Annotated in this window: 11 protein-coding genes; 5 read left to right on the plus strand and 6 right to left on the minus strand. The window is 63.0% G+C overall.

The genetic code is table 11. The features are described from left to right. Positions 1-158: 158 nt before the first annotated feature. Positions 159-1832, plus strand: coding sequence for a hypothetical protein (locus ACQPYH_RS28160; RefSeq protein ID WP_432877158.1), 1674 nt, complete (start codon positions 159-161; stop codon positions 1830-1832). A gap of 11 nt (positions 1833-1843) precedes the next feature. After that, the gene (locus ACQPYH_RS28165; protein WP_432877161.1) at positions 1844-2269 is read left to right on the plus strand and encodes a hypothetical protein; all 426 of its coding nucleotides are present in this window, start codon (positions 1844-1846) and stop codon (positions 2267-2269) included. On the opposite strand, the gene ACQPYH_RS28170 is transcribed toward ACQPYH_RS28165, so the two are convergent. Continuing rightward, positions 2270-2812: an HD domain-containing protein gene (locus tag ACQPYH_RS28170; protein WP_432877163.1), complete on the minus strand. Its 543-nt coding sequence runs from the start codon at positions 2810-2812 to the stop codon at positions 2270-2272. It abuts the gene before it with no gap. Then, positions 2809-3582, minus strand: coding sequence for a helix-turn-helix domain-containing protein (locus ACQPYH_RS28175; protein ID WP_432877166.1), 774 nt, complete (start codon positions 3580-3582; stop codon positions 2809-2811). The genes ACQPYH_RS28170 and ACQPYH_RS28175 overlap by 4 nt, the downstream gene beginning before the upstream one ends. Before the next feature lie 215 nt (positions 3583-3797). Between ACQPYH_RS28175 and ACQPYH_RS28180 the strand changes: the two genes are divergently transcribed. Further along, entirely contained in the window at positions 3798-4037 is a 240-nt protein-coding gene (locus tag ACQPYH_RS28180) for a hypothetical protein (RefSeq protein WP_432877168.1), read from the plus strand. Between the two features lie 162 nt (positions 4038-4199). Continuing rightward, positions 4200-4382, plus strand: a complete 183-nt coding sequence (locus ACQPYH_RS28185; protein WP_432877170.1) for a hypothetical protein — start codon at positions 4200-4202, stop codon at positions 4380-4382. Between the two features lie 57 nt (positions 4383-4439). Here the strand turns inward: ACQPYH_RS28185 and ACQPYH_RS28190 are convergent, their stop codons facing one another. The 4 genes from ACQPYH_RS28190 to ACQPYH_RS28205 form a co-directional block, all read right to left on the minus strand. Next, positions 4440-4643, minus strand: a complete 204-nt coding sequence (locus ACQPYH_RS28190) for a helix-turn-helix transcriptional regulator (protein ID WP_432877173.1) — start codon at positions 4641-4643, stop codon at positions 4440-4442. Positions 4644-4971: 328 nt separating this feature from the next. Then, positions 4972-5868, minus strand: coding sequence for a hypothetical protein (locus tag ACQPYH_RS28195; RefSeq protein ID WP_432877176.1), 897 nt, complete (start codon positions 5866-5868; stop codon positions 4972-4974). A gap of 94 nt (positions 5869-5962) precedes the next feature. After that, on the minus strand, positions 5963-6313 hold the full coding sequence (locus ACQPYH_RS28200; protein WP_432877178.1) for a hypothetical protein: 351 nt from the start codon (positions 6311-6313) through the stop codon (positions 5963-5965). Positions 6314-7805: 1492 nt separating this feature from the next. Further along, entirely contained in the window at positions 7806-8918 is a 1113-nt protein-coding gene (locus tag ACQPYH_RS28205; protein ID WP_432877180.1) for a hypothetical protein, read from the minus strand. A gap of 2378 nt (positions 8919-11296) precedes the next feature. Here ACQPYH_RS28205 and ACQPYH_RS28210 point away from each other — a divergent pair. Next, the gene (locus tag ACQPYH_RS28210; protein WP_432877183.1) at positions 11297-11653 is read left to right on the plus strand and encodes a hypothetical protein; all 357 of its coding nucleotides are present in this window, start codon (positions 11297-11299) and stop codon (positions 11651-11653) included. The last annotated feature ends 9 nt before the right edge of the window (positions 11654-11662 follow it).

The raw sequence follows: 11662 nt of genomic DNA on the forward strand, positions 1-11662 counted from the left end.
GCCTGTCCCGCATAGAGTCGCCAAAATGCGTGACAGAATCGTCCGCAAGCGAACACTTGTTTCCAATGATCTTGCCACCCCAGCCGCCCTTGTGTGCATCAGGCGCGGCGGCGCACCATGTTGATGGGGAGGCTTTGGAGGCAAGGGGGAGGCTCCTAATGGATACATCCGTTGGCACTGCTGGCGGCCAGGCATCGAACGCCGGCCATCCAGACGAGGGTGTCATCGAGCACCGTGCCCGCCACATCAAGAAGTCGATCGTTGTTCAGGGCGACAACAACCCCGTGACGATCGGCCCGACCACGGTGAACATGACCTCGAACGGTCCGGTGATGGTCAATCCCGCGACCAAGATTCCTCCGCCCACCCGGCGGCCGGGGCCGATCGATCTGCGACAGGCCAAGTACCGACTGCTTGATCGAAGCAAGGAGCGTTCCTCCTGCAAAGCTGAGCAGCCGGGGATGATCGAGCTGTTCGGCGAATACGGAATTGGGAAATCTTCACTGCTCGCCGACCTGGGCTATTATTTACAAGAGCGTCATCCGGGGCGGTTCGCGGACGGCTTCGCCTATGTGGCTGCCCAGGACGTCGGCTTCGAGGATCTCCTGTTCCAGACGTGGGAAATCTTCTGGAATATCGATATGCCGTGGAAGGCTCAGCCGTCGTCCCAGACAATGCGACTTCAACTGCGCGACATCGATGCATTGCTCCTATTTGACGATCCCACGCTGAGCGAGACAGAACTTCGGACCCTGGCCACCGCTCTCACCAATTCAACAGTCGTATTAACCGTGGACCAAAGTATTATCGGCTCCTTTGCCAACAGGGTTTTCGTCGGCGATCTCGACGACGTACATCTGCTGCGCATCATCAAAGAGCAATGTAAGATCCTCCGCGTCGCCCGGTCGGCGTTGACACAGGAGTTGATGGCCGAAATTCTGGCTGAGTCTCACGGCAACCCGAGACGCTGCATCCGAGTAACATCCAGGGCGCTCGCATCGAAACGAGATCCGCAGCCTGAATACACCACTGCCGAACGGGAGGCTGTCTTGGAGGCAGTCCAGACATTTGACAATCCCGTCCCGTTGGACGCCCTCGCCCGGCTGACGAAGCTATCGACTGCCGGCACGATCGCAGAAGACTTGGCAATTCAGGCCGAGCTCGACTCGCACAGTCCGCGTTACACCCACCCCTGGCCGAAGACACTCATCTCGGCGGACGACGACCGCGCTCGACATTTCAGACTCTTCAAGTTTCTGATGTCCAAGGATTTCGGCGGGCGCCCCGACTTGCGCGATCTTGCCCTGGAGTTCTTCGAATGGTTCGAAACACGGACCACCGGCAAGATCCCCCGCCGGGTCCTGGCCGGCCTCCTCCCGACCGCCGGGCGCCTGGCGACAGAGCTCGCAACAGCCGGCTACGTCGATCGTTGGAGCCGTCTGTCCGATGCGGTCGCCGGAATCGGGCGCTCGATGCATGATGCCGAGATCGGCGCGTGGGCCGACCGCAATCTCGGGGCAATCGCCGTTTGCAGAGAGAACTGGGGATCGGCGCGGGAGCACCTGACCGCAGCCATCTCGCAGTATGAACTGGCTGGAAACCGCCTGGCAGTTGCGGAGTGCGGCGAGTTCTTGGAGATTGCAATCGCCGCCGCGAACTGGCCCGACGACGGAGACGGCTCCGCATCGACCGGAGGCGAAGATCCGCTGCTTCCGACAACGGGCGCGGCGGCATCTGATGCTGGTATCGATTTCGGCGCCGAGTACGAGTACGAAGACGATGCACGGGAACTAGATCGAACGGAAGCCGAACGCGAGTTGGTTCAAACTTAGGAGGTGTAACCATGGCGGACTCAGGTGGTCCGGCACGGAAGAGTTACAAAGCGGAGCACATCTCCAACAGCCAAGTACTGCAAGGAGATCACTCCTCGATCAATGTCCACGGACTGTCGCCCAACCAGAATGCCCAGTTAGGAGCGCTCTTCGGCGCACTGGACGATCAGATCGCCGACACCGCACTAACCGCGAGCGAGCGCACGGATGCCACGAAACAAGCTGGCGAACTGGAAGCAGCAGTCACCCAGCAGGGAACACCGGACGTGGGCCGTATGCGGAAAGTGTTGACCTGGTTCAACGACCATGTCCCCGCTCTGGCAGGTGCTGTACTCAGTATCGTCGTGAACCCGATTGTCGGACAGTTGGTTCGTGCAGGTGGTGATCTGTTGGTCCAGGAGTTCAAGGAGCATTTCGGCGAGGATCCAGGCAAGTAGTCAGGCACTCAACCGACGTTGGATGTTTCCTGCCGCCGTTCGAAGGAACGGACTCGACTTGACGATTGAGCTATGCACAACGTGGCCAACCGGATAACGCCCCAGGATCTCGCTCAGCCGTTCCTCGACGTTGACCTGGCAGCCGTCGACGTCGGCTGTCAGGTCGCAATAGGTCACCGCGTCCAGTAGATCTCGATCAGGTAGGGCGAACTCCCTCGCAAGCTCGACGATGCCTCGTTCCTCTGCTTCAACCAGGGCGCCGGTGTGATGGGCGACCAACCGACAGAGAGTCGAGTCGGCGTCTAGTACGTCGCGTAGGTAGCGAGCCCCGTCGAGCGGATGAAACCCCGTGGATCGCACCGCGGACGAGTAGCCGATGTCGTGTAGGAGGGCAGCGACCTCAACGCGCTCAGCCTGGTCACCGAGGATGCTCGCGAGGCTCCGCGCCTGGGCAGCTACGCCCTGCGTGTGGGCCCATCGCCGGGGCAGCTCGTCGGCGAGCAACCGACAAGCGAGCCCTCTTGCTTCTGCCGCAGTGATCATCCGTCCGACGGTACGACGACAGCACGGCATCGCGACAGTCTGGTCAGAATGCCGGAACGATCCTGGCCTCGTGACCACACGGCTTCGAAGCTGGTCAGGTACGAATCGAACATCTCACTGTCGTCCGACTGTCGGTAGTGGAAGACGGGTGACTGAGCAGCAGGGATCCCGTACGCGTGCTGGTTGACGAGCAGCTGGTCGTCCGAGCGATACATCGAGTTGTAGAGCACCGTGTCGTGGAGCCGGAGCTCGACTCCGTCCTGGATCAGAAGCGGTCGCAGGAGAGCGAGCGAGTTCCGGATCTTCGCGGCCATCGCTTCACCGATCTCGTCCTCGACGCCCCGCTCGACGACGTTCGTGCCCTCAGGAGCGCCGAGCGCGATCCTGATGCGGACGCTCCGGCTCTTCTCAGTCAGCAGACGCACGACGCGGGCGTCCTCCGCGAGGAAGAGCGCGCTGTACGCGAGGATGCCGATCTCCGACTTCGCCGCCTCGTAGAACGACAGCCAGTTGAGCGAGCTGATCGACGTACGTCGTGGGTAGACGCCGGCGATCTCGGTCGGGTGGATCTTCTCAGCCCCAGACGATCGTGGCCAGATCACGTCCTCGTCGACCCCGAGAAGGCGGGTCAATGCGTCGCGGGTCCGGCGGTGCGGGATCCGGCCATGCATCCAGTTCCGCACCGTCTTCGGATCGACCTCCAGCCTTGCCGACAGGTCCAGGTCGGTGAGGTTCGCGTCATACATCGCGCGCCGGAGCACTTCGTTCACTCAAACCCCTACTTACGGGTAGATGTCCGTATATGTCCGTCTAGACCGTAACACGAAATGTCCGTAAATGTCCGTAGACACGGTTCCGCTGTCCCCACGGCAGACGCGAGGCTTGAGGCACGCTCGACGCCGTCGTCGGGCCGTCACCAGAGCTGATGAAGGAGACGGGATTGATGCGCCGCGGGGAGCTTTACCGATATCGAGATCCATCGGGAGTGAGCGGCACGGGGGTCGTCGCCTTGGTGGTGGAGTTCCCGCCGAACGAGGACGGGCAGCAATGGGTCGCCGTCAAGTGGCTCGGGCGCAATCCGTCCTTGACGTTCTGGCCCGGCGTGGGTGACCTGCTGGAGGTTCATGGCCACTTGGGCGCCTCGGAGATCCGCTGGCTGGACCCTGACCCATTCGATCCCGACGGGGAGCCCACCGGCGCCAACATCCGCTTGCGCCCCATCTAAGAGACCGGCGAGGCCGACGCGTGATCCTTACATCCGCGTCGGTCGCGCCTTCCACTCCCGCGGCAGGCGGATTGTCTGTCGCGGGTTCGGGCCCTGTCGCCGCCTCCCCTGTCGGCGGCAGGGCCAACTCCCGACAAGACGACTCGAGTGAGGTGGTCAGGCATGCAATGGTGCGACCTGCAGGGCGGCGACAGGATTCATCATTTCGAGTACGGCGAAGGCCGCATCGACTACTCCGGTCCGTCGTGGATCTTGATCACCTGGGATGACCCATCCCTGCCCTACAAGCACCACCCGTCCGGGCTAGCGCAGTTCCTGACACGGATCGAGGCAACCCCGACGTAAACGACGCCTGTTCGTGTGCCTCGCGCAGCGCTCCAAGGTGCGCCGCCGGACTCAGTCCTACCGCTCGTCGAGGATCTCGTCCTTGAGGTCTGCGAACCATGCGATGACATCGGTCGCGCGGTACCGCAAGTGCCGGCCAACTTTCTTGCCCGGTGGTCCATAGCCGAGTGTTCGCCATCGATAGAGGGTTCGTTTTGGGACACCCAGGTACGCCGCGACTTGATCGACGTCCCACAGCGGATCCACGTCAAGACTCGCCATCGCCAGTCCCTGACGCCGCTTCACGTCGTTCGCGATCGACTTTCACAATCCGGCGAAGCTCCTGGACCGACCAACCAAGGATCTCCGCCGCCGCCTCTGAAGATCGGCAGGTGCGGGCAAGGTCCGCGATCTCGGCCGCTCGTACTGTCTCGGCGTCTGCGACTCGTTCGTCGTACCGCTCGATGGCGAGGGCTCTCGCCTCGACCGCGCGATCCAACGCAGCTTGAGCCTTGAGAGTCCGGGTCGTTGCGGCCTCGATCCTCGCCTGTCGTTCACGTGCACGCCGCAGCGCGGCGACTCGCTCGCTGGCTCCCATGCGCGAGCCACCTCACAGGACCGGGCCGTCGAGATCAGGAGTCATGAACACCGAGTCGAGCGGGCGTGCCGCGACTGGCTGGAGCACCGTGCGGTGGGCCTCAAGGTAGTTGTCGGTCGACTTGATCAGTTGCCGAGCTGTGTTGATGACCTGAGACCCGGTCGCCTTGATCACGCTCGCCGGCTCTTTCGGATCTGCCAGTCGTGCAAGGGCCGCAAGGGACTCGAAGGACGCAGCCTGCATGTTCAGTCCATGGTGTGCAAGCACAATGTGGGCGACCGACTCGACCTCGGCTTCCCGAATGCCCCGCTCCACGACTCCGACATCGTCGCCACGGCCAGCCGACGACTGCAGACGAACACGTCCAAGTTCGCTCACCAAGCGCGCCATAGCTGCGGACGGATCGCCTGTCGGACCCACCCCGACGGCCACGCCAGCCGCTGCGGCCTCACTCGACAATCCGTCCCACAATGCTTTGTTTGCAGCCTCGTCGGAGCATGTCGGCGGACGAGGCAGGTAGATCGGTGAGCCGGTCGTCGCGGTCACGTCGTACACAGAACCAACGTCGAAGCCGATGACCTGTTGCTCGACCATGCCGTCGACACCGTACCGCCGGCCGGCGGCCGCAAGAGCGACCGCCACCGCCGTCCGCGAACGGGTGGGTTTGAGGATCCTGATCGCCTGCCCGGCCCGCACGCGCCGCCCGAGCTTCTCCCACATCTGTGCACCCGCAACCCAACTCGCCTGCGGCATCTGCAAGTTGATCAACACGATGTTCCCGAACCCGTACGTCGGGAGCAACGCCGCCAGATCCAACCACCTGACCCAGTCGGATCCCGTCTCCAGCCTGAGAACCTCCGCGTCCAGCGCTCTGTGGAGATCCTCAACCTGCACCTGTCCCTTGCCCACAGCAACCTCCCGATGGATCGGTTGTGCAGATCAACGAACAGGGACAGCCAACTCCGGTCCTGGATGATCGATCCGGTACCTCAGGCTCGTGACATCACTGATCGCCCGCATCACGAAGCGCCCGGATGTCAGCCGCAGCCGTCCGCAGCGCATCCTCAAGCGCCAGCCGCCAACTCAAGTCCTCGATCGACACATCGATCCGATCGACCAACTGCGCCGCCTCATCAAGAAGCGCAACTGGATCGGCGTCAAGATTCCCCTCGTACCGGATGTACGGCATGATCTCCAGCAACTCACATAGCCGATACCGACTGAACGCCGTCATCGCCCAACGCCCCTCTGGCTCAGCAGCCTCAATCCGCTCGATGATCGCCTCGGCCCGAGTAACCAACTCGACCACACTCCGCCGAGCGCCATCGTCCTGCGTCACCTTCTCGCCCGCCATCGATGCCTCCGTTCAGTCGTGGAACCGCAGCCGGGAAAGTCCTCCCAGCCACGGCGACTCAACGAATCCCGCAGACAACTTTTTGCCGCCGATCTCGCGTGGCAACCCCCTCTCACCCGACACTCTCGGCCGGCGACACGTCGGGGTACACAGGTGCGATCCCCAACCGCCCAGGTGGCACGAACGCGCCCCAACGCAGATGGTGTAGATCTCCTCCAGCGTGGCGGGGCCTTGGACCAGAACTCTGGATATCGCCTCCGACCTGCAGTTTTGACCCTCATCGATGATCAGCAGTTGCCAGGGTTTCGCAGCCTCTCACGGAGCTGTGACGGAGCAGGAATTTGCCTACAGCAACAGTCTGATCGCTGCAGGCGGGGCACTGGATCCCGTGTCCCCGACAACCAAAGGGTCGCCCACGTTATCCACGACCTTCTCTGGCAGGGACTGCGGGCAGACAGTTCCGGATCCGGTGCGCCCGCCAGCAACCGCCGACAGCATTGGCCTGAGCGGGCGGATCGATCGTGAAACAACGGTTTCGCCTGAGAGGTCTGGGCGACCGACAGGGGCAGCGCCTGAGAGCAATCGCCTCGCTATGGCTCGGACTCTGTTCGCTCATCGAAGTAGTAGCGAGGCGCGGGAGCCGGACCCTCTAACCCCCGCTTTACCGGGCGATTCCTGTCGTCGTAGCGCACTATTAGTCGAAAGTTGCCGTTGACCTGCTAACTCTCTCTTGGAGAGTTAGCAGTTGTTGGCGACTGTGCTCGGTATGGTTCGTTCAATCCGGTGAGTAAAGCGGTGAGTTGCGGTGGGCACGAAGCGGCTTGGAGCAGAGATGATCAGGGCACGCTGCTCGATCCCACCGGGCTGATCAAGTCAGTCCTCCCCTCGCCGTTGTGACACCACCTCTTCCTTCACTCCCTCGCCGCTCGGCAAGGGAGCGGTCGACCTCTCGCGGTCTCAAGGCTCGCGGAGCTCACCTAACCCCCAGAGTTCGCGGTGCGTGGTTGGCCATGTGCGTGACCTTCGCACGTACGCATCGCCAGCCGCTCGCTTGGCGCCAGCGCGATGACCTCGTACTCGTACAGCGGCGACACCCGAGGAATCGAGCAACGAAGCTCATCCGGCTGCCCGCCCGGATCGGCGGATCTATCCTCCACTACACCGACGCGACATTGCGGTACCACTCCGGCACGTTCGATGGACCCACGCCGTACGCCACCACCTCGCCGACCGGCGCGCAATCGTTGCCTCGGTCAAACATCCACCGGCATCGCAGCGTTCTCCCCTCCCTCGCGGTCAGTGTGGCCCCGGCTCGTCGACCCGATCAAGCTCGCCCACGCCAATCGCGGGACCTGCACCGTCCGCAGACTTACACACCCGGGGATAGCCGGGTACGTGGTTCAGGGCTGGCCTCGGCGGCCACGAACCCGATCAGCTCGTCCCAGGTCATCGAGCGCTGATAAGCAGCCTTCTGCCCCGCTTTAGCTTGGGCTCACCTGTTGAACGGCCCTGGTCGTGATGCCGGGCCTTCGTCTCGGCCCGGCCGGGTTCGCTCGCTCTGGCTTGGCTCGTGGAGGTCGCGGAGCCGTTGCGCTTCACGCACTGCGTCCCGCATGCCTCCTTCGGTGAACTTTCCCGCGTTCACGTTGCGATCGCGTGGGTTGTAATGCGCCCAGTCAACATCGCCCTGGCTTTCGGCCGGGCTAGTTGTGCGATGTGAAATGACGATCTGCTCATCCGGTTCGTTGTTCACCTCTACAGTCCGCTCGTCCCTTTCCTGTGGCGGTCGGGATATCGACGGGAGGTCGATGTCTTCGTCCTGTGCTATGTCAGATGCCCACGGGCCGCGCCAGCGGGGCCGGCTCGGCCGCGCCTGCGGTAGCCGGAGATCCGGCATCGTAGCTGGATCGACTCGGGCCGCTGTCGGCTTCACCGTGATCGGATTCCTGTTGCCGACAACTGCCACGGACCTGTCGGAGATCTTGAGTGCGCCGCCCGGTTCATCGACGATCGCGATCGGGAAACGGTCAGGCATTTGGCGGACGGCTGAGGACTCAGTGAGAGCCCTGTTGATATCGTCCGCGAGGTTCGCCGTCCGGTAGTTCTTGTCGCGGTTTACGATCGCGGTGATCAGGGCATGGACGAGCGCTGGCTGATGGGCGAGTAGCTCTGCGGCGTCGATGTCGTTCTTCGCACAGTGATAGTGAAGCTTGGCGTCTATCTTTTTGCCGTCACCAACGATCCCTACGCCATCCCGGAAGATGGCAGGTCCGCTCATCCGGCCGGCGGCGTTCGCCAGGGGCTTGACCGGACCGGATTTTCCGAGTTGACCAAGATCGAGAACTCGAGGGCCTCTGAGGCAACCCGGACCAGATTTCAGCACGTCTTCGACTTGGTGGCGAAGTCGGAGTTCTCTGCGGCGGGCGAGGATCCTCTCGGGATCGGGCAGATCACTTCGGGCCTCTGACAGAGCGTCGAGCCACTGTTTGACGGCCTCGATCTCGAAGAGTTTCGCCAGGTTGATCTGAGGGCTTCTCAGATGCAGAACAAAGGCGATCATCACCCCGTTGTCGTTGCCGACTACGCCAATATCGGTTCGCACCATGAGTACGAAGCGATGGCGTGCGGCCGGCTCGGCTGCTCCTGTCGACGCCAATGCGGGTGATTCATCAGCCCACCAGATTCTTCCCGGTGCAGATGTCGACTCCCGGGGGTCCTGCGATTGACGAGCGAGGTGCCTGGGCGACGTCGTCTCCTGCTCAGAATCGCCTCGGAGCGCATGCGTATCGGCTGGGGTGATTGCCGGACCGAAAGCGTCTTGCAGGTCGAGCCGCAAAGAAGTCCGGGCTACACATGCTCGGATTTCGACGTCTACACCACGGTCTGCCGCCGAGATGGGGGGCTGGTGGTCGGGGGATGCCTGCGTGCTCTCGACGCTTGCCGACGTAGAAGACGACTCAGTGGCGGCTCTCGAAGGACGATCCACCCGCCAGGTCGACGAGATCTGCCTCTCGGAAGGTTCCCTGGCCGTATCGGAGGCCGAACAGGCAGCGTCCTGTCCTCGCAGCAAAGGTTGCAAAGACGACAGGGCAGCCCGTGCTCGGCCAACGATGTCCAACCGGCGGCGGACGAACTTGATGAGAGCGAATGCCACCAATCCGCAGGCAGCAAGGCCGACCAACCGAACAAGGAGCGGGGCTACCTCTACCAACCCATGGGTGATCGCTGTTCCCAACGCCTCAAGCCCGCGAACGGCCAACCTGACAAGGCAGATCACCACAATGAGCCCGCCGAAAACCTTGAGGAGCATCGCGACCACCTGCCATCCTCCTCTCAGTGTGGGCTGACCCGTATCGGATCGCAACGGCTCTTTACCCGACCGGGTGTTGCGCGCACCATGAGCAGATGAAGGTTCTGTGGGTGGTGTGGGCGATAACGAGCCTCACCTTGATCGGTCTCGCCGTGTTGTTCACGATCATTGGTCTGGCCGCGGCCGACCAAGTTGCAAGTACTGTTGGCGCTTTGACTGGCGTGACCGGGCTCGGATTGTCTGTGGTCGCTCGTGTTCGAAAGCGAGCCCCAGACGAGACCCCGCGCGCTGAGCCACCGACATCAAGCCGAACTCAGCCGGTGGGCCAGAGCGTCGATGACAGCCCCTCGGGACCTAAGAACAACGCAACAGTTATAGGCGGCGGGACCGCGGTTGTCGGCGACGGAGGCGTGGTCAATGTCAAGGTCCACAACAACATGGGACCTGGACGAGGACTGTCGAGCCTCTTCACCAGGAGACCATCAGGTTGATGGTCAGCCGACTGATGGCGGGCTCGGGCACATTCAGGCTGGCAGAGCTGCCAGACTTCCTGGCTCGCGGCTTCGTCCGAGAGCTGAGGTGGAGAGGCCGTCTCAGCGGTAGCTGATTGGGAGCGAACCGGAGGCGAGGGGCGTCAATCTGGTTCTAGCGCCGCCTCGGCTCGTTCGGCCTGAATCGGTCGTCCGGTCATAGATTGACTCCGGGCATCGAGGTCAACCTAGGCTGGCTCAGTGGCTCACCACAGGATCCGGTGGTTTCGTGGAGGACACAAGCGCGTGGACACCGGTCCCAGTCGGCTTCGGCTGCGAAGCGTCGCTCAGCCCGGGCAGCACCCGCCCACCCGCAGCCGCGGCAGGCAACTCCCGCCCGAGTTCGATCCGGGCCAGCCAGCAGCTGCGTCTCCTTGTCGAGCACCTGCCTGCGACGCTTGCTCTCCCCTGGAGGGGTTCGCTCGCAAGCCTGTCAGTCGGGAATCTGTCGCGGCGCCAACCCGCTGTGGGGAACCCAGAATCGGTTGGCGGCCGTCGCTTCGCCATACTCGTCGCGCACGGTCAGTGCTACTTCGTGCTCACCCTCCCCTCGGGCGGAGCGAGCCACAGGTCAGGCCCTCGCGGACGACTCGTCCGTCGATGGCCCAGGCGTGCGAGGCATCGCTCGGGGCTTCGCCGTTCGCCAACAAGCCGGTCTCCCAGAGTCGCATCGTCCCGGTTGCCGCAACTGTTGCGGCATTGAGCGGCCAGTGGACGCTGGCTGACAGGGCACGGTTGGGCACGTCGACCTCGACCGGTTCCGAGGTGACAGTGTGGAAGCCGTCCGAAAGCACCAAGTGGACCAAATGCCCTCCCGGTGGAACACGTCCAGCGGGATGACAGTCGCCCCGCCGGTGACTCTTAGCTCAAGCAAATTCCAGGTCTCGCCGTGGTCGCTCGACCGGCGCAAGTGGGTCTCGGTGGCATCACCCTCACTCACCGGCCAGGTGAACGCCAGCGTCTCTTTTTGAGCGTCCCACTCGTGCGGAAACTCGCAGGGGTCAGCCGGTCAATCGTGCAGAATCGAATGATCACTTCAACTGCTTGCCACAGGAGTTCGTCTGCTTGAACCAGATCTCACAGCAGAAGTCGACCGTCGTCGGCTCGCGACAGCGGCCATTCCACCCCGTAACATTTGACAGGATGGTGGCGTTCCAGGGGTGGCGAACGTACATGGGCGGGAACCGGAACACCTTGACGTACGCGGCCGATCGTGTCGGGCCGCGCTTCCAGAAATTCTGTGTCACGACGACTAGCGCACGGACACGCCACAAGGTGGGCCTGGCGGTCAGCGACAAGACCGGGACCAAAGGCCCAGACGAGAACGAACCTGTGTCCAGCGGACCGGAGGCGTCGGCGATCGGCGTCGAGTTGCACAAGTTGCGGGGGGACGACGGCGTACAGGAACTCGACCTCCCTCCCGTCAAAGAACCGCTGCTGCGAGGCATCAGGGACGAACCTCCCCCGCCGGTGTTCATCGCAGCGGCGACAACGTGCTGATCGCTCCGG

The sequence above is a fragment of the Kribbella sp. CA-245084 genome, from assembly GCF_050942355.1.
Taxonomy (GTDB): Bacteria; Actinomycetota; Actinomycetes; order Propionibacteriales; family Kribbellaceae; genus Kribbella.